The organism is Rhizobium sp. PK7-22, from assembly GCF_056530405.1.
Window position 1 is genome coordinate 28,108 of sequence record NZ_CP096513.1, and the last position, 21,319, is coordinate 49,426.

Annotated in this window: 24 protein-coding genes and 4 pseudogenes; 14 read left to right on the top strand and 14 right to left on the bottom strand. The window is 58.2% G+C overall.

Annotation, left to right across the window (positions count from 1 at the left end; translation table 11 throughout):
• Positions 1 to 85: 85 nt before the first annotated feature.
• The 3 genes and pseudogenes from M1E10_RS00150 to M1E10_RS00160 form a co-directional block, all read right to left on the bottom strand.
• Positions 86 to 708 (bottom strand): annotated as a pseudogene (locus M1E10_RS00150) (NAD(P)-dependent oxidoreductase).
• Between the two features lie 68 nt (positions 709 to 776).
• On the bottom strand, positions 777 to 1,250 hold the full coding sequence (locus M1E10_RS00155; RefSeq protein ID WP_499173015.1) for an SRPBCC family protein: 474 nt from the start codon (positions 1,248 to 1,250) through the stop codon (positions 777 to 779).
• Positions 1,251 to 1,305: 55 nt separating this feature from the next.
• Positions 1,306 to 2,175, bottom strand: a complete 870-nt coding sequence (locus tag M1E10_RS00160) for an SDR family oxidoreductase (protein ID WP_499173016.1) — start codon at positions 2,173 to 2,175, stop codon at positions 1,306 to 1,308.
• A 106-nt stretch (positions 2,176 to 2,281) separates the two neighbouring features.
• Here M1E10_RS00160 and M1E10_RS00165 point away from each other — a divergent pair, with 106 nt between their 5' ends.
• Entirely contained in the window at positions 2,282 to 3,172 is an 891-nt protein-coding gene (locus M1E10_RS00165) for a LysR family transcriptional regulator (RefSeq protein WP_499173017.1), read from the top strand.
• 75 nt (positions 3,173 to 3,247) lie between these two features.
• Here the strand turns inward: M1E10_RS00165 and M1E10_RS00170 are convergent, their stop codons facing one another.
• Both M1E10_RS00170 and M1E10_RS00175 read right to left on the bottom strand, forming a co-directional pair.
• Positions 3,248 to 3,553 (bottom strand): hypothetical protein, encoded by a 306-nt coding sequence (locus M1E10_RS00170; protein WP_499173018.1) that lies wholly within the window; start codon positions 3,551 to 3,553, stop codon positions 3,248 to 3,250.
• A gap of 561 nt (positions 3,554 to 4,114) precedes the next feature.
• A complete protein-coding gene (locus M1E10_RS00175) occupies positions 4,115 to 4,696 on the bottom strand; it encodes a DUF1349 domain-containing protein (protein ID WP_499173019.1) in 582 nt (193 codons plus the stop codon).
• 296 nt (positions 4,697 to 4,992) lie between these two features.
• Between M1E10_RS00175 and M1E10_RS00180 the strand changes: the two genes are divergently transcribed.
• Positions 4,993 to 5,418 carry a VOC family protein gene (locus M1E10_RS00180; RefSeq protein WP_499173020.1) on the top strand — a complete coding sequence of 142 codons (426 nt, stop codon included), beginning with the start codon at positions 4,993 to 4,995 and terminating at the stop codon, positions 5,416 to 5,418.
• 73 nt (positions 5,419 to 5,491) lie between these two features.
• Positions 5,492 to 6,154: a GNAT family N-acetyltransferase gene (locus tag M1E10_RS00185; protein WP_499173021.1), complete on the top strand. Its 663-nt coding sequence runs from the start codon at positions 5,492 to 5,494 to the stop codon at positions 6,152 to 6,154.
• Positions 6,155 to 6,481: 327 nt separating this feature from the next.
• Here M1E10_RS00185 and M1E10_RS00190 read toward each other — a convergent pair whose 3' ends face one another.
• On the bottom strand, positions 6,482 to 7,441 hold the full coding sequence (locus tag M1E10_RS00190; protein ID WP_499173022.1) for a phosphatase PAP2 family protein: 960 nt from the start codon (positions 7,439 to 7,441) through the stop codon (positions 6,482 to 6,484).
• Positions 7,442 to 7,983: 542 nt separating this feature from the next.
• Positions 7,984 to 8,259 (bottom strand): nuclear transport factor 2 family protein, encoded by a 276-nt coding sequence (locus M1E10_RS00195; RefSeq protein WP_499173023.1) that lies wholly within the window; start codon positions 8,257 to 8,259, stop codon positions 7,984 to 7,986.
• Positions 8,260 to 8,420: 161 nt separating this feature from the next.
• Here M1E10_RS00195 and M1E10_RS00200 point away from each other — a divergent pair, with 161 nt between their 5' ends.
• The 3 genes from M1E10_RS00200 to M1E10_RS00210 all read left to right on the top strand — a co-directional run bounded on the left by M1E10_RS00200 (position 8,421) and on the right by M1E10_RS00210 (position 11,151).
• Positions 8,421 to 8,735, top strand: coding sequence for a winged helix-turn-helix transcriptional regulator (locus M1E10_RS00200; protein WP_499173024.1), 315 nt, complete (start codon positions 8,421 to 8,423; stop codon positions 8,733 to 8,735).
• A 222-nt stretch (positions 8,736 to 8,957) separates the two neighbouring features.
• The gene (locus M1E10_RS00205; RefSeq protein ID WP_499173025.1) at positions 8,958 to 9,467 is read left to right on the top strand and encodes a MarR family winged helix-turn-helix transcriptional regulator; all 510 of its coding nucleotides are present in this window, start codon (positions 8,958 to 8,960) and stop codon (positions 9,465 to 9,467) included.
• On the top strand, positions 9,451 to 11,151 hold the full coding sequence (locus M1E10_RS00210; protein WP_499173026.1) for an FAD-dependent monooxygenase: 1,701 nt from the start codon (positions 9,451 to 9,453) through the stop codon (positions 11,149 to 11,151). Before M1E10_RS00205 ends, M1E10_RS00210 begins: the two co-directional genes overlap by 17 nt.
• A 222-nt stretch (positions 11,152 to 11,373) precedes the next feature.
• Here the strand turns inward: M1E10_RS00210 and M1E10_RS00215 are convergent, their stop codons facing one another.
• Both M1E10_RS00215 and M1E10_RS00220 read right to left on the bottom strand, forming a co-directional pair.
• Positions 11,374 to 12,150, bottom strand: a complete 777-nt coding sequence (locus M1E10_RS00215) for an alpha/beta hydrolase (RefSeq protein WP_499173027.1) — start codon at positions 12,148 to 12,150, stop codon at positions 11,374 to 11,376.
• 87 nt (positions 12,151 to 12,237) lie between these two features.
• Complete coding sequence (locus M1E10_RS00220) at positions 12,238 to 12,981, bottom strand: SDR family NAD(P)-dependent oxidoreductase (protein ID WP_499173028.1); 744 nt, start codon at positions 12,979 to 12,981, stop codon at positions 12,238 to 12,240.
• A gap of 81 nt (positions 12,982 to 13,062) precedes the next feature.
• Between M1E10_RS00220 and M1E10_RS00225 the strand changes: the two genes are divergently transcribed.
• Positions 13,063 to 13,614: a TetR/AcrR family transcriptional regulator gene (locus M1E10_RS00225; RefSeq protein ID WP_499173029.1), complete on the top strand. Its 552-nt coding sequence runs from the start codon at positions 13,063 to 13,065 to the stop codon at positions 13,612 to 13,614.
• A gap of 238 nt (positions 13,615 to 13,852) precedes the next feature.
• Here M1E10_RS00225 and M1E10_RS00230 read toward each other — a convergent pair whose 3' ends face one another.
• On the bottom strand, positions 13,853 to 14,593 hold the full coding sequence (locus tag M1E10_RS00230; RefSeq protein WP_499173030.1) for a Crp/Fnr family transcriptional regulator: 741 nt from the start codon (positions 14,591 to 14,593) through the stop codon (positions 13,853 to 13,855).
• 127 nt (positions 14,594 to 14,720) lie between these two features.
• A complete protein-coding gene (locus M1E10_RS00235; protein ID WP_499173031.1) occupies positions 14,721 to 14,960 on the bottom strand; it encodes a DUF6894 family protein in 240 nt (79 codons plus the stop codon).
• Positions 14,961 to 15,287: 327 nt separating this feature from the next.
• Between M1E10_RS00235 and M1E10_RS00240 the strand changes: the two genes are divergently transcribed.
• Entirely contained in the window at positions 15,288 to 15,560 is a 273-nt protein-coding gene (locus M1E10_RS00240; protein ID WP_499173032.1) for a DUF6894 family protein, read from the top strand.
• A 130-nt stretch (positions 15,561 to 15,690) separates the two neighbouring features.
• Positions 15,691 to 16,416 carry a Crp/Fnr family transcriptional regulator gene (locus tag M1E10_RS00245; RefSeq protein WP_499173033.1) on the top strand — a complete coding sequence of 242 codons (726 nt, stop codon included), beginning with the start codon at positions 15,691 to 15,693 and terminating at the stop codon, positions 16,414 to 16,416.
• A 35-nt stretch (positions 16,417 to 16,451) separates the two neighbouring features.
• Here M1E10_RS00245 and M1E10_RS00250 read toward each other — a convergent pair whose 3' ends face one another.
• Both M1E10_RS00250 and M1E10_RS00255 read right to left on the bottom strand, forming a co-directional pair.
• Positions 16,452 to 16,856, bottom strand: coding sequence for a homocysteine S-methyltransferase family protein (locus tag M1E10_RS00250; RefSeq protein WP_499173034.1), 405 nt, complete (start codon positions 16,854 to 16,856; stop codon positions 16,452 to 16,454).
• A 44-nt stretch (positions 16,857 to 16,900) separates the two neighbouring features.
• On the bottom strand, positions 16,901 to 17,125 hold the full coding sequence (locus M1E10_RS00255) for a hypothetical protein (RefSeq protein ID WP_499173480.1): 225 nt from the start codon (positions 17,123 to 17,125) through the stop codon (positions 16,901 to 16,903).
• Here M1E10_RS00255 and M1E10_RS00260 point away from each other — a divergent pair.
• The 4 genes and pseudogenes from M1E10_RS00260 to M1E10_RS00275 form a co-directional block, all read left to right on the top strand.
• A pseudogene (locus M1E10_RS00260) lies at positions 17,094 to 17,183 on the top strand (TetR/AcrR family transcriptional regulator); the annotation flags it as partial. The gene M1E10_RS00255 and the pseudogene M1E10_RS00260 sit on opposite strands and share 32 nt — an antisense overlap.
• Positions 17,184 to 17,278: 95 nt before the next feature.
• Positions 17,279 to 18,318 (top strand): annotated as a pseudogene (locus M1E10_RS00265) (GlxA family transcriptional regulator); the annotation flags it as partial.
• 282 nt (positions 18,319 to 18,600) lie between these two features.
• Positions 18,601 to 18,849, top strand: a complete 249-nt coding sequence (locus tag M1E10_RS00270; protein WP_499173035.1) for a type II toxin-antitoxin system VapB family antitoxin — start codon at positions 18,601 to 18,603, stop codon at positions 18,847 to 18,849.
• Positions 18,846 to 19,235 (top strand): type II toxin-antitoxin system VapC family toxin, encoded by a 390-nt coding sequence (locus M1E10_RS00275; RefSeq protein WP_499173036.1) that lies wholly within the window; start codon positions 18,846 to 18,848, stop codon positions 19,233 to 19,235. Before M1E10_RS00270 ends, M1E10_RS00275 begins: the two co-directional genes overlap by 4 nt.
• Positions 19,236 to 19,404: 169 nt before the next feature.
• Here M1E10_RS00275 and M1E10_RS00280 read toward each other — a convergent pair.
• Positions 19,405 to 19,602 (bottom strand): annotated as a pseudogene (locus tag M1E10_RS00280) (GNAT family N-acetyltransferase); the annotation flags it as partial.
• 420 nt (positions 19,603 to 20,022) lie between these two features.
• Here M1E10_RS00280 and M1E10_RS00285 point away from each other — a divergent pair.
• Positions 20,023 to 20,988, top strand: a complete 966-nt coding sequence (locus M1E10_RS00285; RefSeq protein ID WP_499173037.1) for an aminoglycoside phosphotransferase family protein — start codon at positions 20,023 to 20,025, stop codon at positions 20,986 to 20,988.
• The last annotated feature ends 331 nt before the right edge of the window (positions 20,989 to 21,319 follow it).

A 21,319-nucleotide genomic window follows, 5' to 3' on the forward strand; every position in this document is an offset into this window, starting at 1 on the left:
TAGATACCGCGCGATCTCGGCGGCCGATATCACGTGGCCCTCGACGATCAGCGGCTTCGCGCCCCCACCGGCCATTGCAGGATTGTTACGAGGTGATCAAAGGCGACTTGTGCCTCCAGTCTTGAGAGGTCACCTGATCCACCACGAAGGTTGCAACATCTGCGCGCGAGATCGAGCCACCGTGGAAGGTGTCTAGGTCAGTAAGCGTCCGGATCGTGTTACCCCCGGGTTTGTTGTTGAGAATAGATGGACGGACAATCGTCCAGTCGAGCTCGCTGGCCCTGATGATGGCCTCCTGTCGGTTCTTGTCGGCGTACACCTTTCGCAGGAGCAACGGGAAGATCAGCTTATTGAAGAGGAAGCCGCCGTGTCCCTGGCTGTCGCCGGCGCCGATCCCGGTGATGGTGACAAGACGAAAGACGCTTTCCGCCTTCATGGCGTTGAGGAGGGCTCTCGTCGCAGTGGAAAGAAGGGTGACTTCACGCAACGGACTTGCAGGCGTGCCAAGTGCGCTGATCACGGCATCACGTCTTTTAATTGCCTGGCGCAACGCTCTGCGGCTTTTTCCGGTGATCGCACCAGGGCAGTGACATCAAAGCCGCGGCTCAAAGCCTGGCTGACGATATGGCGGCCGGTCGGACCGGTCGCACCGAGAACGACGATCTTCGGTGCAGCGGCTGAACGTGCTTCAGTGTTGGACGTGGTCATGGCATATGTCCTCTGGTAGGCGGGGCGCCTCCTTAGGAGGCCGCCCCGTTCGGCTGTTGACGGTGATATCAGAGCCTGCCCTCTGCGAGCAGTTCTCGGGTGCGCTTGAGTGTCGACAGCAAAGCAGATTTGTACCCCTTGTCGCTGTCGAATTGCGCCTGCTCTGCCTGCTCTTCAGGTCCGTTCGGCCCCTTATCGCGAAGGCCGATGTAGCAGTAGAATTTCAGCTGCAACGCGCCTGCTTCATCCTCGAACAGCTCGTTGATGATGGCACCTTCGCGGGGACCGGTCGCCTGGAAGAAGGTGACCTTGCTCTGCGGCTCGAGAGTGATAATTTCCCTGATGTCAGAGCCAGCGATGGTGGCCTCGCGCACGAAATGTGTGGCGCTTTCCTCCACGACATCGCAGCGGGTGCAAAGGCCGGGTGGGAGAAACAGGCGCGCGTCGCGCGCCTTCAGTTCCAGGCCTTTCCAGACCTGCTCCCGGGTGAGCTTTGTTTCGCCTGCCGGATTCACCGGGACGGTTGCGGTCGAATAGATCATGAATGATGGTCCTTGTCTGGAAGGCTGATGGCTGCGATGAGTGCCGGTTGTTGTTTCAAGCCGATGCAGCCGTCTCGGAAGCGAAGGCGCGGTAGGAGCGTAAGGGACGGCCGAGGATTCTGGTCGGGCGCTCCACGTCGCCGCCTTCGGGAAGCATCCCGTCGCTCAGGAAGCGTTCACCCATCGTCCGCATGTCGTAAGCCATCCAAGACGGCATGAACTGCTTGAGGTTCTGCTCGAAGGCTGCAGTATCTTCACCGCCATAGTTGATCTGGCGGCCAAGAACGTTTGACCAGATGGCTGCGATATCCGTTCCGGTGAGTGTTTCGGGACCCACCAGGTTGATGCGGTCGAGCGGAAGGAGCTGTGTCGCCTGTTCGCGACGAAGCAGTTCGAGGGCAGCGATCTCTGCGATATCGCGCACGTCGATCATGGCCAGGCCCTTGTCGCCGACGGGCATCGGGTAGACCCCGTAGCCGGTGATCGCATCCTTGATCATCAGATCGTTCTGCATGAAGTAGGCCGGGCGCAGGATCGTTGCGTTCATCCCCATGTGTTCGATCATCCGCTCAACACCAAACTTGCCGGCAAAGTGGGGCACGTTCACATAGACGTCTGGGTGGATGACTGACAGGTACACGATCCGTTCGATGCCGGCTGAGCGGGCGACATTGAGCGCGATTAAGGCTTGGGTGAATTCGTCGGGCACGACTGCGTTGAGAAGGAACAATGTCGACACGCCGGACATGGCCGCCCGCAGCGAGTCGACATCGAGAAAGTCACCTTTCACCACGGCGACCCCGGCCGGAAAGTTTGCCTTCGATGGATCGCGGACGAGAGCGCGGACATCAACGCCGCTGTTTACAAGGTGTTCGATGACTTGGCTGCCGATATTGCCGGTGGCGCCTGTTACGAGAACGGTCATGGGATTTTTCTCCGGGTTGGTTTGCTTGACAACCCCAATATGGAGGGATCAGTATTGATCCGATAGACCTTCAATCAAGACGGTACGTCTCACTGATGGAACACTGATGGATCTCCTTGCGCTCGCTGATTTCAACCTGGTTGCGCGTCACGAAGGCTTTGGGAAAGCCGCTAGGGCGTCCGGTCGACCCAAGGCCACGCTGTCTCGACGAGTAGGGGAGCTGGAAGCGAGTCTGGATATTCGTTTGTTTGAACGAGGCGCACGCAATCTCAAGCTCACCGAGGAAGGACGTGCTCTTCATAAGCGCACAGCCGCGCTGCTGAGTGAACTGGACGAAACAGCCGCCGCAATCGCTTCCGGCTCCGAAAACCCGCGTGGCAGACTGCGCATCAGCGCGCCGCTGCTCTTGTCGCAAACAGCCATGGGCAAGATCGCGGCAGGTTTCGCGATCACGTATCCGGAGGTGCGACTTGAGATCACAACAGAGGACCGAGCCGTCGACATGGTCGAGGAAGGCTATGATCTGGTTATCAGGGTCAATCCGAATCCGGATGAAAGTCTTGTTGGTCGCGCCTTTCTGCGTGATCGTCTAGTCGTTGTGGCAAGGCCGGACCTTTCCCACCCTGCCGGTGACTTACCAGCCCCGGGCGTGGTGCGCGGGACGAGTGATCAACAGACCTGGGATGTCATGACTTCGAACGGCTCTGTGAAAATCAAGATCGAGCCGGTCCTCACTCTGTCGTCGCTCATTATGGTCAGGGACGCCGTGCGAGCTGGTGTCGGTGCTGCACGCCTGCCGATATCGTTGGTGGGCCACGATTTGGCAGCCGGCACTTTGGTTCTTTGGGGAAATGTCGAAGGTTCCGAGATTGCGCTGTGGGCTCTCTACCCATCGCGGCGTCTGCTCAGCGCTCGCGTGTCGGCCTTCCTGGATTACCTGAAGAAAGCCTTTCCGAACGGAACACCCGATGAACTGGCAGCCTACATCGGCAAGTAGCTTCTATCAAACGCTGCCTGACCCTTATGCGGGTCGCGCTCGGCGCGCTGTGTAAATCTATGACGCATGCGTAGGTTAGGCGCGGGCTTCCCGAATGATGTCGTCAATCGACTTTTCGAAGACGGGGCTATCAAAGCCCTCGTCAATGGCGGCCTGGATGGCTTTGCGTTTCTCGACGGGCGAAAGCGCGTCGAACCATCCACGCTGCTCCTTGGTCGGAGCAGCCCACGGATAGACGTCGATGCTGATGGTTGCGAGCATGCTCATGACATCATGCATAGCCCAACCCGTCCGGAATTGCCAGAAAATCGGCCGCGCCGGAGCCGTTCTGAACGCGGTCGTCCGCGCAAAGAACGGTTGATCGCCCGTTTTGGCGTCCATGGCGCTATGCCATGTTCGGCAGCGATCTGGGCCGGTTTGGCTGCCCAAGCGGCGATCCGGCGACGGCCTCCGACAATTGGGCAAGCGTCAACTTGTGCGCACGGCCCAGCGCACGCCGCGCCTTCGTGCCGCCGCCACCCCCTGTTTGGTTCGGCATGTGAGCATCCGTTACTCTAACTCGGCAAGGCACCGCGCTGAGCTTTGGGATCCATCGAGCGGCGAAACCACGGCTTCTGCTCCGGTCCTTCCCATCCTGCCTCATCCGGGGCACCGGCAGTATTGCTTTGCCCCTAGCAGAACGTGCTTGCTCGCTCACTGGCATCGAACTCTCGCGATCCATAGTGGCACAGCTTAGGAAGAAAGACCCACTAGGTTCTAACGAAGTTCACATTGGCGACATGACCACGACCCGAGTGGGCGAAGGATTCTCTCCTACAGCGCCTCGATTAAAACGGCGACCGTCACCTCAAGGGCGGCTACCGTTACGGCAGGGCGCCCCGACCACGATCATAGCTAAGAACTGCCAGAAGCAGACGTTGCGATTTCCAAACGCTCTGGCGGCTATGACAGGTCGTGAAGGTCCTTTCCCAGGGCCGGCCCAAGATGCCATTCACCAAATCGTACCTCCAGGCCTGCACGTTCGGGAGTGCAACACATGGGGCCGACCAGATAGCGATCCGCTTTTGGGAACGGGCAGAGGCGGACCAGTGGCCAAGTCTTCCCATCGTCTGACGCTTGTATCCTCAAGACGCCGCTCTGGACGGTCACCCTTATCCAGAAATCCGAGGGATCGCCGTCGTATCGCCCCGTGGCCCAATCGGAGGCTTCATCCGTCAGAACACTGCCCAGCAGGCCATATCCGTCCGAGAACTCGATCCCGGTCTTGACCCACCGTCTTTCGTCGAGCCTGACCATAAGGCCAGCCTGATCGTAGAGATGTTCGAAATGTGCTCGGACACGAACCTGGGCGGTGAAATCGCCCTCGGCCTGGAACGCGTAGAAGTGGCCGTTGTCGCGGACGAAGCCATAGTGGGTCTCCCGCCAAAAATCGGTCTTCGCGTCAGTTACTAAATACAGCTCATCGTCCGACGCTTTTGCTTTCGTGGGCTCGTTGAGCCAAGATCCGTTTTTGAGAGTCTGCAACAGCGGCTCCTATGACAGCTAGCGAATTTGCCTACCCGCATCTTTCGTCGGGTGCTTAATCGTAGAGCCCACTAATTGCCAATAAACAAGCGCTGACCAAGGTCTCCCCCTTCGCGCCACAGGCAGACGTCCTTGACGACGGAACCCTTGGAAGCTAGTTTTCTCTCGTCTAAAACAGGTTAGGCTCGGGAAGGTTGGCCCGGCCCCCACTAAAGTGGGTCCTTCCGCTATAATCTAGCGGCCCGAGACTACGATGGCATGTGCATGGTGCGCGCGCCAACTGTAGGAGTATGGGCATGAAAGCTAGAATATCAGTCGTGACGCTGGGCGTTGCCGATCTCGAAAGAGCTGTTTCTTTCTACCGCGATGGGCTTGGCCTTCCAACGGAAGGTATCATAGGCCGAGAGTTCGAGCACGGTCAGGTCGCGTTCTTTGATCTAGATGGTGGTCTAAAGCTTGCGCTCTGGTCGCAGAGCGACCTTGCTCACGACACTGGATTGCCTTTGCAACCTATAAGCCCCACGTCTTTCACTATCGGCCACAATGTCTCGGCGAGGGAAGAGGTGGATGCGGTTATGGACGCCGCAAAACGAGCTGGAGCCCAGATCGTTAAATCCCCGGCTACTACCTTCTACGGCGGCTATGCTGGTTATTTCCATGATCCGGACGGGCATCTGTGGGATGTGGTCTGGAACCCTCATCTGCTCCCTCCAGCCGACTGAGCTTCCCGAGCATCGTCAAAGCTCCCGACCTATACGATGCTGGTCGACAATTTTTAGTTGAACTGGAGACTGAATGACGAATTCACCTGAGGGGCCGAGCGCCCCCGCATTGTGTTGCATCGCTCCTGGCAAGCAGGACCATATCGGTGAAAGCGTAAAGCTCGAGCCGCTTGGTGATCACCATGGCGAGGACTTGTGGAATGCAGCTCAGGGCGCTGATGAAAGCTGGACCTACCTGGGATACGGTCCGTTCGCGTCCCTTCAGGATTTCCGACGCCACATAGCAAAGCTAGCAGCTCTCGCCGATCAACACTTCTTCGTGGTGATCCCGAAAGCTGGGGCCGCTAGCGGCTGGTTGTCATATTGCGATATCGAACCTCATAATGCTGCAATTGAGATCGGTAGCATCTGGTTTTCACCTCGTTTGCAACGGACACGAGCTGCGACGGAAGCCATATACATTCTGCTTGATCATGCCTTCGAACAGGGCTTCAACCGCGTAGCCTGGCGCTGCAATGCTTTGAACCAGCCGTCACAGCGGGCCGCCGAAAGGTTTGGATTTACCTCCGAGGGAACGTGGCGAAGAGCTCAGATTATCAAGGGAAAGTGGCGGGATACAAGCTGGTATTCGCAATTGGCCGAGGAATGGCCTCTCAGCAAAGCAGCTTTCACTCGATGGCTCGCGAATGCTAATTTTGATGAGAATGATTATCAGCGCTCTCCATTGCGGCGGTGAGCAATACCTTCTTGTTCAGCTCCTTGTGCCATCAACTATCGGTTTCTTCGTTTCGCAGACGGGCCCAGAACTCCGACACCGATCTCATGAGCTATGAGAGGCGAACCGATGCCCATCCATCAACGTGGCGAGCGGGTGGCTTATCGTCAGCCACGCCTGTTAAACTCAAACCTTGTTGGTCCATCAGGTCAGCATTTCGTTCTCAGTTCATCACCACTGAGAATGTGCCAGTCAAATAGTCCTGTCCGCCTTTGATGCCGTAGCTTGTCCGCTAAGCGCCGTCAGACGTCATGGCGCCTGACGGCGAGGGTGACTTGTAGAGGTTCACTAAGCAGCACCTCCCGTTTGAGATCGCTCGATGCACACGCAACTCGCTACTACAGGAGAGGCAGCGCGGCGCAAGCTGCTGATCCTGATGGTCAAGCTGATGCAGGCGAAAGCAAGGAAGATGCCGGCTGGGATATCGACGAGGTAGTGGCTGCCGTGGGTAATTGCCGAGATGGCCATGCCTATGTTGATCAGCAGCACTGGGTAACGAAGGTGGCGGACGCTCCAGGCTGCCCAGGTGCATAGAGCAGCCACCGCAGCGTGGACGGATGGAAATGTGATGATGCCAGCCACATCCTGCATGGACAACGTGAACTGAGGGTCACTTCTGACGGCATCAAACTGATTGAGGAAAAAGTATCCGAAGTGGATGTTTATATTGTCGAGCTGATCTGGAACTACTTTGTAGAACGGAAAGGCACCTACAGCTGGGAACCAGACGGAGATCAAGCTGGCAGAGAGGCCGATCAGGGCGTATGCGGTTATAAGCCGATATGCTCGCGCTACCTGCCCAACGACAACCAACAGCAAGGGCAGCACCACTAACTGAACCGCGAATGACTGGTATGCCAGCCCAAGTACCTGAGCGAGCCATGGCAATGCGTCCACTGCACGTACGAAGCCATGCCAGTTGAACCCGATCGCTCGGTCGACCCGCCCGAGATGTTCATCAACGAGAGGCAGGGCGGGCAGTGCAGCGAGATACGTGGAAACGACGACCAGGGTGGTCAGGAGAAAGCCGAGTCCGATCGCCTCTACCAAATGGCAGATCGCAGTCATCCTCCGCCACGAGCAGTAGGCGCTGATCAAGAGCATTGCGACGCCCCAAATCAACAACGGCTCTAAGGAATCATAGTCGAGGCGCAATCGACTGGATAAAACTGACCCCAATACGACAACCGACGCAGCCATCGCCGTAAGAATAAGAACCAAACGTGCGCGGCTTACTTCCTCCGCCATCCTCGTACCCTTCGCGGCTCAATTGCAGGAACAATGGCTCGCAAAGGTTAAGAATACCGGGACGCTGAGCCTCCTTTTCTTCAAGCAGCCGTAGGCCTTGCAGGACCCGGCACTGCCGATTTACGCCTAGCCGCGTCTGACGGCAGCCGTCTTCCGCTTCGCGCCAAAGGGGTTGAGAGCTTTGCACTGATTTCGGACTTGCGCAGATCGATCCGTGTCGGCGGGGTTTGAGCCGATGGCCGCCATGGCGCAAAAGCGCCATCGCAACGTTCATCGCCAGCCTATCGCCGGATTGCGTCGATCCGGGTCATCGTTGGAGACCAGTGATCTCTCTTCCGCGCGGGGCGGTCCTTCTCTTGAGGAACGGTTTGTCGAGGCGGATCATCCGGCTACGGAGCCGCCAAGAGGGCTCAGTTGCTCCATCATGATGGATGCGGCGTTGTAGCAGTGAAACGAGATCACCTTGCCCTCCCTCATATGGAAGACATCACAGCAAGGAACATCGATGGCTTTTCCAGTCGCGGGCACGGTTCCTTCGGGCGTCACAAGCGGCCTTTATGCGTGCCGCGAATTGCCAGCTCTACAACGATCACGTCGGTCATCGCGTATATATCGAAGATCTCCCGATGAATATCCGGAAACGCGTCGGCCATGCCGCTCGCAACATGGGCGATATCCTGGCCGTGAAATTCAGCCCCTGCCGGCACATTTCGAACATACGCATCCGCAGAAAAGAAGGAGAGGAACGTCTCCAGATCAAGCGAATGCCCCTCGGCTGCGGCGTAGAGATCTCTGATCGTTTGGATGTTGTCGCTCATAATCAGACCTCTACTTTCTGTTTTCGGTAGCTGAGACATTGTCGAGCCTCAGATGAGCGGTTACATAAGCTAGCCATTACCAAGAAGGTAGAACCTACAAAAAGGTAAGTGTTGAATTTATGGAGAAAACTCAAACGCCATGTGGCCTCGACGTTTCGCTGATGTTCATCGGCGGCAAGTGGAAGCCATTGATCCTCTACCATGTTCAGGGCGACCCGACACGTTTCTCGGAACTGAAGAGGCGGGTCGGCGGTATCAGCGAGAAGGTGTTGATCCAGCAGTTGCGCGATCTGGTTGGAATGGGCGTCCTCGTACGCCGAGATCACCAATGCGTACCGCCCGTGGTTGATTATGAACTGACGCCGTTCGGGGAAACGCTCGTCACGGCGTTGATCCCCTTGTGTGAATGGGGCAACGACAATCGCATCAAAGTGCAGAACCTGCTGAAGCAGTCGTCGCAAGAGATTGCCGAATGAGGACAGCCGAGCGTGGTGCCAGCAGAACACGTTTGTGCGAACCCTTAGAATGTCCACTTCTGCCAACAGCGCATCTTCTCACCTCACCCTTCCTCCCAACCTTCGCTCCAGGCTCTTACTCCGCGTAATATAGAGCGAGCTTGTGGAAATAGCTTAGCCGTCGCGGAACCAAAAGTCTGGAGGCGTGTTGACATCATGTTGTCTTATTGATCGCAGGTTGTCATGATTGCCACGGACGCACAGAAGACTGTTCGGGACTTCGTCCTCGCTGTGTTCGAGACGAATGGGCTCTTGGTCGATGCGGGCAACGCGCTCGTCCAGCCATTAGGGCTGACCACCGCATGGTGGCAGGTGCTTGGTGCGCTCGGCTACTCTCCGGTGCCTCTGCCCGTTGCGCACATCGCCCGCAACATGGGACTGACGCGGCAGGCAGTTCAGCGTGTCGCTGACCTACTTGTCGAACGGGGCTTTGTCCGGTTTGAGCAGAATCCGCATCACCGACGCGCAAAGCTTGTCGTCTTGACCCCTGCCGGTCGCGCGGCCCTCAGCCAGGCTGAAGCTGAAGTGCTTCCCCTTGATCGCCAGATCCTCGATCGGATCGGCAGCGAGCGACTCGCTGCCGCCATGGCGGTCCTTAGGGACCTGAACGATGTCATCGATGAAACCTTGGGTGCGGCGGCGGCCGACCTTTCCCGTACGCAGGAAGAGGAACGAAATGACCATGCCACCTAAGTCTGACCGTTTCGACACGGACGTCATCATCATCGGCGCTGGACCAATCGGGCTCACCACAGCCTGTGCACTTGCCCATCACGGCATCGGATTCCGCATATTCGAGCAGAGGCGCCACCCCAAGCCATACTCGCGTGCCAACAATCTGTGGGCGCGCCCGCGGGAGCTGCTGGCAAGCATTGGCATCCGCGATGCGCTCGCCGAGAAGTCATACCGCATCACCCAGGTGAACACGCTTCTGAACGGACGCCCGGTGAACCCGGTGGTGATCGCCGACGTGCCGAGCCCCTATGGACCGGTTCTCTACAGCGGCCAGGATGTGATCGAGACAACGCTGTCGGAACAGATTGAGAGTGCAGGGGGTCAGGTCGAGCGCGGCCGCAAGGTCGTTGCCTTCGAGCAGGACGCGGAAGGCGTTCTTGTGACGATCGCGACTGTCAGCGAAGACGATGACCATCATATGGAGGGGCCGACCGAGCAATTGCGAAGTCGCTACCTGATCGGCGCCGATGGCCATTCAGGTTTTGTCCGCAAGGAATTGGGCCTCGATTTTGAGCTTGAGAAGTTACCTCATGTGATCAACCGGCAGCTCGATGCCAAGCTCAATTGGCGCCGCTCGACAGACTTCGACCACCTGTGGTTCTTCTACTATCACCGCGGCTTTTGCGGCGTGCTGCCCGTCTGGGAGGGCTATCACCGTCTATTCTTCCTGTCCGACGACACGGATATTCCCGACCGCGATCCGACGCTCGAGGAGATGCAGGCGATTGCGCGGGAGGTGACGGGAGACGCGTCTCTGACGTTGACCGATCCGATCTGGCTGACCCACAGCCGTTTCCAGCATGGCGCCACAGCGCATTATTCCAAGGACCGGGTGTTTCTCGTCGGCGACGCCGGCCACGAATCGCTGCCGGCCGGCGGGCAGGGCATGAATTCCGGCCTTCACGATGCTGTGGGGCTCGCCTGGCGGCTGGCCATGGCGCTGAACGGCAGTGCGGCGCCGATCCTGCTGGACTCTTACGGTGCCGAACGCGGTGGCGAGCATCGCAGGCTCGACGGTCAGCAGGTCCGCGGCTTCGAAAACAGTGTTTATCGCGGAGCCGTCAAGGACGCAGCCTTTGATCTGGCTGCGCGCTTTCTGCCGGACATAGGCGCGTTGATCCAGGGCAGTGCCGATCTTCAACAATTGTCCGTGGCCTATCCGGAGAGCCCGCTTAACGAGGACGATCTGACTGGCCTTGCGGATCTGGTTGGGCAAGGCGCGCCGAAGGCGGGTGACCGGGCACCGGACGCCAAGGTCATCGCATCAGATGGGACCTCAACGACCATGTTCCAGTATCTCTACAATCCCGACGGCCACAGTTGGGGCTGGACGCTTTTCGCCTTCGATGGGCGAGACACAGATGCTGTCGCGTCACTGCAAGCTGCTTGTGCTGAGGTGCGAGACTGGAGCTTCGTACGGCCCAGGCTCGTTCTCGGAGCGGGTTCTGCGACCGAGCATGCCCTCGTTTTCCTATCGGATCTTGATAACGAAGCACATTCCGCCTACGGCCTCCGCTCTGCCGCGCTGGTTCTCATTCGGCCGGATGGGCATATAGCCTATCGCGGGACTGCAGATCGACCGGACAAGCTGCGCATCTATTGTGAGAAGGTATTCGGCTCAGTGGCGGCATCTGCGCGGTGACTTGGGATTGGTTTTGGTTGGTCGGTGTGGTTACCGTCTCACTGGATAGGCCGGCTGCCCACGTCAGAGTTGATACCGTTGTGCGCACTGGTGGTTGGCTGCGTAATCCCGTCGCATTTACGCATCCCGACGCGCCGTATCAGAAAGGCGCATCGGTACCGGATTCTGCCAAAGGTCGTCGCATCTCATTGAGATGGGCTCGCTCGCAGGTTCCGCGCTTGGTCACCTCTCCGACTTGACGGCCTCAAGGATGACGTCGGCCGTCTCCTGCGGATGCGACATGTAGACCATGTGGCTGGACTTGATCTCCTTTATCTTCGTCGACGTGCGGCCATACATCCATCGCAGAAACTCGGGAGAAAGGACCTTGTCTTCGGTTGTCACGATGCCGAACGACGGCTTGTCATGCCATGCGGCATTCTTAAACCGTATCTGGAAGGTATCCACCCTCATAGGCTTGGCCGACGCTGCCATGAAATCGGTGACGTCGACGGGAAGATCGGCGCCGATCATCTCATGATAGCTCGCGCGATTGGGAACGAACCGCTTGTCGTCGAGCATTTTCGAATCGATGCCCATCGGAAAGCGGCTGCTGATCTCAGCCAGACTTTCGCCCTTGTCGGGTTGAAGGGCCGCGACGTAGACCAATGCCTTGACGTTGGGTGCCATGCCAGCCTCGGTGATGACGGCGCCGCCATAGCTGTGGCCAACCAGAACGGTGGGGCCGTTTTGTGAAGCAACAGCCAGTTTCGCTGCTGCAATGTCGTCTTGGAGGCTTGTATGCGGCAATTGAACGATGGTGACCGTCAGCCCCTTCGCCCGCAAGATTTCGAAGACATCCTTCCATCCCGAGCCATCCGTCGTCCCACCATGCACGAGCACGACGTTGCTTGCGGGGGCTGTGGCCGGTGCGACCCCTTTGTTAGAGACTTGAGCGTCGGTAGGCCCCTCGGCGTAGGCTGGACCTGCAAGTGACAGCGCCAGCAGGGCGGCAGACAAGGTTCTCATCAAAGACATTTCATTACCCTCCAAATACTTCCGGAGCACCAAAGGTCGCTCCACCACTTCTAGGAAATCCCTGCGGGCTTAAACTGCTGCGACCCCGCCATCGACGAAGAGCTCATGGCCGGCGACGAAGCTGCTTTCGTCTGACGCCAGGAACAGCACAGCATTGGCGATTTCCTCGAGGTGTCCCAAGCGTCCGAGCGGAACCCCCTTGACCACCTCTTCCTCAGCGCCAGGTGCCGCATCAAAGTAGCTGCGCATCAGCCGGGTCTCGGTCGCGCCGGGAGAGACGACGTTGACGCGGATGCCGCTCTCTTTTAGGTCGATGGTCCAGCTTCTTGCGAGGGAGCGGACTGCCGCCTTGCTTGCGTTGTAAAGTGACTGTCCTGGGTAGGCCTTTGACCCGGCGATCGAGCCGTTGAGAACGATCACGCCCCCTTGCGTCATCAGTGGGAGTGCCTTCTGCACCGTGAAAATCACTCCCTTCACGTTGAGGCCGAACGTCGAATCGAAGTGTGCTTCCCCGATCGCTTCAAGTGGAACGGGTTGGTGCATGCCGGCATTGGCAAAGACGACATCGACCTTGCCGTGGTCACGCTCGACGCGCGAGTAGAGCGACGTCAGCTCAGCAAGGTCGGTGACGTCGCCTTGCACGCCGACCGCACCATGGCCGATTTGGCGGACTGCCAGATCGAGCAAATCCTGCCGCCGCGCGGTGATGTAGACCTGGGCGCCTTCTTCTGCGAAGCGCTGCGCAGATGCCAACCCTATGCCGTCACTGCCACCAGTAATAACCACAACCTTGCCTTCGAACCGATTAGGCATCATAACTTCCCTTGTCTAAGTGGATACGTTCTCCACTTACGATATGGAGACATTCTCCACTTTGCAAGCCGGGGAGAAAAAATGTCCGAAATTGGTCTACGCGCCGATGCGGAACGAAACCGTCAACGCATTCTCGTCGCTGCGGAAAAGCTGTTCCTGGAACGGGGGGCGACGGTCTCGCTGGACGAAGTCGCCAAGCGAGCTAAGGTCGGGGCGGGCACTCTGTACCGCCGTTTTCCGACGAGAGAAGCCCTCTTAGCCGCCACCAGCAACGAACGCTTCACGTCGGTTGCAGAGGCGAGCCGCGCGCGAGATGCGGATCATCAGCCCGAGGACGCGCTACGCCAGTTTCTTGAGGAGCTCGCACTGAACACCAGCGTCTACCAAAGCCTCGCGGCTTCGCTCGGGACTGTCATTCAACACGGAACGCCGGGCTGCAACGCGATCACCGAGGAAGGGCACAGATTGCTCCGGCGCGCGAAGGAGACCGGAATTGTGCGGCAAGACGCCAGCTTCGACGACATCATCTGTGTTGTGAGCGCGATCTCGATCGCGGTCGAAAAGGACAGCGAACCTGGACCGCGCGTGGCCCATCTCGTGGACCTGCTCTTCAATGGTATGCGCGTGCGGTGAGATATCTGAAGACCTGTTCGGCCGATATTGCGGGTTTCGCGCATAGGCACGGCGTCTCGAGCAATGAGGCAGCCGAGTTTGCGCTACGTTGTCCCCTTCTCAGGCGGAGGCACCCAGTCCTGCAATAACAGCTAACGAATCACGGCTCTTCACAAGTCAGTACTCTGCTGGGGGCTACGGTCTACGCACTGACGACCTTACCAGGATCGCGCACCTCGAATAGACTGGGCTGCGCGGTTCAGCGGCAATTGCCCGGCAGGGGGTGCAGGGCTGTTCCCATTATGTGGCGGTAATATTCCTCCGGCTTGCCGTAGGCATCGCCCGCGAACTCCTCCATGGCCTTGCGGTCACGCATGGTTATCACGCCGCGCTCGGACCGAATGAAACGGTTTCCTTCCAGGACATGCAGCGCCGTCGTGACGCTTGGACGGCGGACGGCCAACATCAGGGCGATGTACTCGTGGGTCAGGCGCAGCTCGCCTGCCTGGATACGGTCATCACACATGAGCAGCCAACGCGCCAAACGCTCTTCGACGCTGTGAAGCGCGTTCGATGCTGCAGTGTAGGATAGTTGCACACTGAAGGCGGCAACAGAACGGTGGACCAACGCGCGCAAGTTCTGAATATCTGTGATAACCTCCTGGAAGGCGTCGAATGTCATCCGAAAGCCATCCGCCTCAACCTGGATGACAACCTCATGCGGGCTTAGCCTGACCCCCGCAGCCACATGGGCCGGAACATAGCCCTCAGCGCCGAAGAGACCCGCTTCCACGCGGCGACCTTCAGTTGTCACCACGAGAACCGAGCCCAAGCCGCTTGCCAGGAAGTATATGTGATCGACTGGTTCATCTGGCCTTGCGACAACCGACCCCTTGGGTAATTCGACGTACTCCAGACGAGGAGCGACAGCTTCGAAATCTGCAGACGGAAGCGCTGCAAGGAGTTTGTTTGCCATCTGTGCCTGCTTCAGAACAACCATGCCTTACCATTCAACAGGAAGAGCAGAGGTCCTTGCCACCGTCTACTCCGAGCCTTTCGGGGTTAGGGAGAAGAGTAGCGCGCTGCCGCCAGACCGCAACAAAAGGGTGCGGAACCGCACCGAGCGTCTAGTCCTCACGCGTGAGTGTGCCTGCGAAAGGTACCGTCAGCAGGACGCTTCCCTGTTCGTCAGTGATCTGGATGCTTCGTGAGGAAATGTCCCGCCCTTCCCGGATCGCGTCGCTCATCAGGCTGCGGGCGTCCATGATTGCCTCGGTTCTGGCATGTTCCAGGTCCGGCAGATCAGTGCCCTCGACGTCACGAACAAGACCCGCCTTCGTGACTTGGTGGAAAAAGTACCTCGGCATGCTCCCGTCACTCCACGCGCGTTATAGGATGGGTGGCATGCGCAACAGCGGCCATCAATCTTGAATCAGAACAAATAGGAGCAGCAGGCGGGAAAGGCTAGGCTGTGCTCTGGCGTTGTACGGATTGACGAAGAGAGGGCTGCCCCTTCCACGTGGCGCGGAGAGACGCCAACGGCGCGTTGCTTCTATCCAATGCCTGGCTGAAAGGCGTCGGCCTTGTTTACGCCTGCATTGGATGCAATGGATGATCTGATTGCCCGCTACGACATCAGGCGCGGACGGCTGAGAGACCGCCTTTGCTCTTGCCTGAACAGGAGCAGCTGACACATGACGCGGTATTTCTTCAATCTTCATGACGGCATTTCTCTCCCGGACACGGTAGGGTCAGAACATCCTGATCTTGCCAGCGTACGTAGCGAGGCAGTCGAGACCACCGCTGAGCCCCTCAAGGGAAGTCTGCTGAAAGAGGCCGATATCTCGTCCTGGCTGATGAACGTTACCGATGAACACGGGTTTACCCTTATGGTCCTGTCGTTTTCGGCCGCTGTACAGATCATCGATCAGCCTTCGCTCGCAGCGGCAAGGGCGGCCGCAGAATAGAAATGTCAAAACCGTACACAACGCCTCTGGCTCTTGGCCGATCAAGCCAGTTTGACGCATAAGCTTATCATTGCTGACGCCTCGCCACACGTCGCATGAGACCGGGCTCGTTCCCGCCGGAGGCTGGAAGATGTCTGACCTTCTTCAAGAGAATACTTCAAATCTTCTTCTGCGTGCGCTCTCTCCTGAAGCTTACGCGCTTCTGCAACCTTCGATGCAGCGTGTCGAACTACCATTGAAGTTCGCTCTTATCACCGCCAATGTGGCCACCGACCTCGTCTACTTCCTGGAGCGGGGTTTGGGATCACTTGTGGCGACCAACTCGGACGACAAATCCGTCGAGGTCGGCCATATGGGCTACGAAGGCATGGCGGCTTCACATATCCTCCTGAGAGTCGAGCAGACGCCGAACAAGGCCTTCATGCAGGTCGAGGGGAGCGGGATTTCGGTGCCAACGGCAGTGCTGTTGTCGATGGTCGATCAGGTACCGGCCGCCAACGATCTCCTACTGAGATATATTCATTGTTGCGACCTGCAGCTTGCGCATTCCGCGCTTTCCAATGCTCGATACAACATGCATGAGCGCCTGGCTCGCTGGCTGCTGATGTGCCATGATCGCCTGCGGGATGATGACCTGCGTCTGACCCACGAGTTCCTCTCGCTCATGCTTGGCGTGCGCCGATCAGGTGTTACCAACGAAATTCATATCCTGGAAAGCGCTCACGCCATCAAGGCCACGCGGGGTAACATCAGGATAGTGAACAGGCAGAAGCTGGAGGAGATCGCTGGCGGCTCCTATGGCATCCCCGAGCAAGAATACGAGCGTCACATAGGGTTCCCCATCAGACGGTCTTGAACTTCCGAAGCCACGAGATGTCAAAGACCAAGGCTTCAGCGCCTGCTCAAAATGTGTCGGATGCGCGCAATTGACCATGTGGTAAGCGGGCGTGCGCCGGTCGCCTCCTCGGTCGCCTCGATCGCGGCCCTGAGCGCGGTTCCGTCCGCCAGCCTTCCATCGGTCTCCACCGTGAAGGAGATGACGCAGGGCATTTTGGCCGTCTTGGCTGCGCGGGCGATACCCACCGCCTCGTTCACTTTGTTCATCGTCACGGCAGAGACCATATCCGCACTGGATCCGGCGAATATCTCAACCTGAAAGGCGTGATACTCCTCGGCCTCGGCAGCTTCCATGCGGCCGGCCTTGTACCCGTCGCCACGTGGGCCGATGACGCCGTTGAGTACGATCGGCGTCGACGGCGTCTCCCAGGTGTTGCGCAACGCGGCGACGAGCTCCACCGCTGCGACGTTGATGGCCTTCAGGCGGTCGGCATCTAAGCCGATCAGCCGGCCTCAGTCGAGGCTTGCCCGCCACGTGGCGGTGTCAAGCACAAACCCCAGGCCGCTCTGCTGCGCGATTGGCAGGAATTGTCGTAGTACTTCACCAGTTCTGACCGACCCTTTTCGTCGTTGAGCAGGACGAAAGCGGCGAACTGCGGCAGGTCGAGACCCTGCAGGAAAATCAGCGCAGTTTCCTTCCGCGACAAGAACGAACTGGCGCGCGCCATGCTGCGCCGGCACGTCGATGTCGACGAGCGCATCTTCGACGACATCTTCGGCCGCGCAGGCCAATAGGTAGAGTTCCTTCCGGTGACGCGCCGGATTGGCATTTCATGCCGGGCGGCGCTATCCTCGTCGCTCTTCGGGGATGCGAGATGACCATGCCCAATGGCAACGACGGGGCAGACCCTGTGCAGGACGCCGGGCCGGCGCCGCTGCATGTCAGTCTCGTCGCCCTGCCGGAGGCGGTGGTCTCGACGCTGAGCGGCATTTTCGACGTGATGAACGCCTTCTCGATTGTGCCTCAAGCCAGGGGTCTACCCCGACCCCCACCCTTTCGGGTGGAGATCGTCGGCGAGCAGGTGGGGCCTCTGATGCTGGCCAGCAAGGTGCCGGTGCAGGTGGCAGTGGGAGAGATCGAGCGGACGGACATCGTCATCGTTCCCTCGGTGCTGCTCGGCCCCAACGGCTGGATCACCGGGCGCTGTCCGGAGCTGGTGGCGTGGAGCCGCGCGATGCACGACAGGGGCGCCCTGATCTGCTCGGCCTGCTCCGGGCTCTTCCTGCTGGCGGAAGGAGGCATGTTCGACGGCGCGATGCGACCGTCCATTTCGGCTACGCGCGGGCCTTCCAGGCCGTCCACCCGCAGGTGCCGATCCATCCGGAACAGGTGCTCGTGGCGTGCGGCAAGCGCGACGAGCTGATCACCTCCGGCGCCTCCATGACCCGGCACGACCTGGTGCTCTACCTGATCGCCCGCCATGCAGGCGCCACGGCGGCGCAGACGATCGCGCGGGCCTTCGCCCTGCAGTGGCATCAGGACGGACTTGCGCCCTACATGGTCTTCGAGGGCAGGCGCGATCACGGCCACGCGGCGGTCCAGGCGGCGCAGGACTGGCTCGCGGATCATTTTTCCGGCGCCAATCCGCTGGAGGAGATGATCCGGCGGGCGGGTCTGGCGGAGCGGACGTTCAAGCGGCGCTTCACCCAGGGGACCGGCCTCAGCCCTATCGCCTATGTGCAGCGCCTGCGCGTCGAGGAGGCAAAGCGCCGGCTGGAGCGGACCGAGACATCCGTGGACGAAATTAGCTGGCTGGTTGGCTACGAGGAGCCGGCCTTCTTCCGGCGCTTGTTTAGGAGGGTAACCGGCTTGCCCCCGAGCAACTATCGCCGCCGCTTTCAGATGCCGAACTATGCCAAGCCGTCTTTGCAACGCGACCAGCACCAGTTGCTGGTGAGGGCGAAAATCGTGGCGGAAGAAGTCCCGGAAGTAGGTGGGCCAATGATGGTGGCTAGAGCGGCCATCTTCCGCGACGACGGCGGGAGCCACCGAGTGGCTTTGGATCATCTTATTCAAATGCCAGCTCGACCAGGGGCCAACGAAGGAAGAGGCTAATTTGATGCAGTATGTTCCTTGGAGACTGCGGCGCAATGGGGTAGAATGGTAGAAGATTGGTGAATTAGGTAGAATAGGTACACTCACATGAGCCTCAACGTGAAAGACCCTGAAGCGCACCGCCTCGCTCAGGCGATTGCTCATGCGACCGGGCAGAGTATGAGCCGCGTCGTGACCGATGCGCTGCGTGAGCGATATGCGCAAATTGAAAAACAGAGAGGCAAGGCGTCTGTTGAAGAACTTCTAGCGATCGCCGACAGGGCCGCAGCCCATCTGACGCGACCTTGCTCCGATCACGCCGAGCTTCTCTATGACGAGAACGGCCTGCCGAAATGATTATCGACACGTCCGCCATGGTTGCAATTCTCTATGGTGAGCCGGAGGCTGCTGCCTTCACGCGAATGATCCACGGTTCCGGAACCAGCCGGATCAGCGTGGCAAGCTATTTGGAATTGTCCATGGTGATCGAAAAGCAGCTCGGATCGGAAGGTATGAGGCAGGCCGATGCCTTCGTCCGCCGCGCAGCGATCGACATCGAGCCAGTAACCGTGGAGCAGGGCCATCTGGCCCGACAGGCATTCCTCGACTTTGGGAAGGGGAGACACAAAGCTGGACTGAATTTCGGTGACTGTTTTGCCTACGCTCTCGCCAGGGATTTTGACGAACCATTGCTGTTCAAGGGAAACGATTTCACAGAGACAGACATTCGATCGGCAGCATGACGCACGAACTGGTATGATGAGTAGAAGGCTAACGTGCTGACTGGTGTCTTGGTGCCCGGAAGGGGCTCCGCTTTCGGCTCGTTCGTTTCGCGGATCGCTGAGCAGATTGAACTGTAGGTTCGTGACCATCGGCGGATTGCCGATGGTCCTCTCGCGCCAACAGGACACATCAAAGCTTTGTCTTGGTAAGCCGGATTTGGTTGCCCTTGGCCTCGCGCTCGTTGCCCCAGCCGAGACGCCTGTAGAAGCACACCGCTCGGCTGTCTCTTTCCGTTTCAAGCCAAATCTCTGAGTGGCGCTTGGATAGCTCGCTCTCCGCTACAAGCACGAGTTGGGTGCCCAACCTCTTTCCCTCGTGTGCTGGGAGAACGAACGCGGCAAAAAGAGAGCGTTAACCAGGTCAATCATTGAGAAGCCAACGATTTCATCTCTCAAGACAGCGACCCAAGCGCATGGCGAAGCGGAAATCATCTCAGAGACTGAAGTGTCGGTAACGCCTAATTCAGCAAGACGCTCTCGGCATATGTGGTTCTCCCGCACCGAAGTCCGAATATGAAATAGGATTGCAACATCACTAGGTTCAGCAAGCCTGATCTCTACTGTCATGGCGTTCCCTGCATTTTCTGCGAATGGTCCCACTGAAATCACCTACATCCTAAACAATTGACGGGTCATCGGCATGTCGCCCAGGGCCGGCAGGCGATTCGGCCAGATCGCGCCATCTGCAGTCATGGACATGAAGTCTTCTCTGTATAACATGGCAGTTTTCAAGTCCGGATGGGTGCGCATGAGTAACGTGATCTCGAATGGGGAAAGCATCACACCTCAGTGGCTGAGCGACGTGCTTCAAAAAGAAGTCACCTATTTGAAAATGAAGATCGAGAGCAGCAATTGGTCGAGCCAAGTGCCGCTGACTGTGAAGTTTCGCGACGGGAAGACGGCATCGCTTCGGGTCAAAATATGTGTAGGATCATCATTCGGCCGTTCGGAGGTTGATTATTACACGCGCGACTATGTCACGATGGCTGATGCGCCTCTTGTGAAATGCTGGAATGCCGAATTTGACGGTCAGGTCGGCTATCATTTGTTGCTGGATGATCTGGCGGAAACTCATAGCAACCGTCGAGACGTGCTGCCCAGCCGTACTTACGGTGTTGCGGTGGCAAAAGCGCTGGGTCGTTTACATAAACATCACTGGGAGGCTCTTCCTGTACCTGATCAAAAGGCTCTGGACCGATATTTCCATGAAGTCCGCCCTGGAATTGCCGCGCTAAAGTACATTTCGGGTCATGACCTCTACAACGAAGCAACAGCACTTGAGGTGCAATTGCGGGATCGACTGATGGACCGTCGTGGAATGAGCCTACTTCATGGCGACCTCAACTCAATGAATATTTTGACGCCGAGAGGCAACGACAGCCCGGTTTTCTTCATTGATCGTCAGCCGTTTGATTGGTCTCTGACTTACGCATTAGCCATACACGATCTCGCCTACTTTCTCGTATTGTGGTGGCCGGAAGATCTCAGAATTGCACACGAAGCAGAGATCGTCCGCTGTTGGCACAGCGAGGTAGACGATCCTTCCTATCCCTGGGCACAGGCTCTGATCGATTGGAAGACTGCCGTGCGCCAATGTTTGCATGTCCCGCTTGAATGGTGTTCTAAACCCGAAACGGCAGAGAAGATGCGCTGGTTGTGGGAATTGCAACTGAGTCGGGTTTTATCTGCCGTGGCGAGTGCCGACGAAATCTAGGGATTAATAAGCCGATAGGAGTCTTCCGCTTCGCGCCGATACCGTTGAAAAACTCACCTTGATCAAGGGATCACTTGCAGGAGTAGAGTAGGTGAGCTGAGGAAAATGCCAACCACGAGGCCGACGAAACCCGAGGCAATCGCACCGACAATTCCGTGGGATTCCCAGCCGATCACCGCGCCTAGTCCGGTGGACCCAATGATAATCGACACTGTCCAGATCACCTTGATGATGGACCAAATGCGTTTTCCAGCTGTGGGTTGTTCAGGTGGCATAATAGCTCGCTGCAGTGCTCGGCTAGCTCGATATAATATTGGATTTGCATTCCACG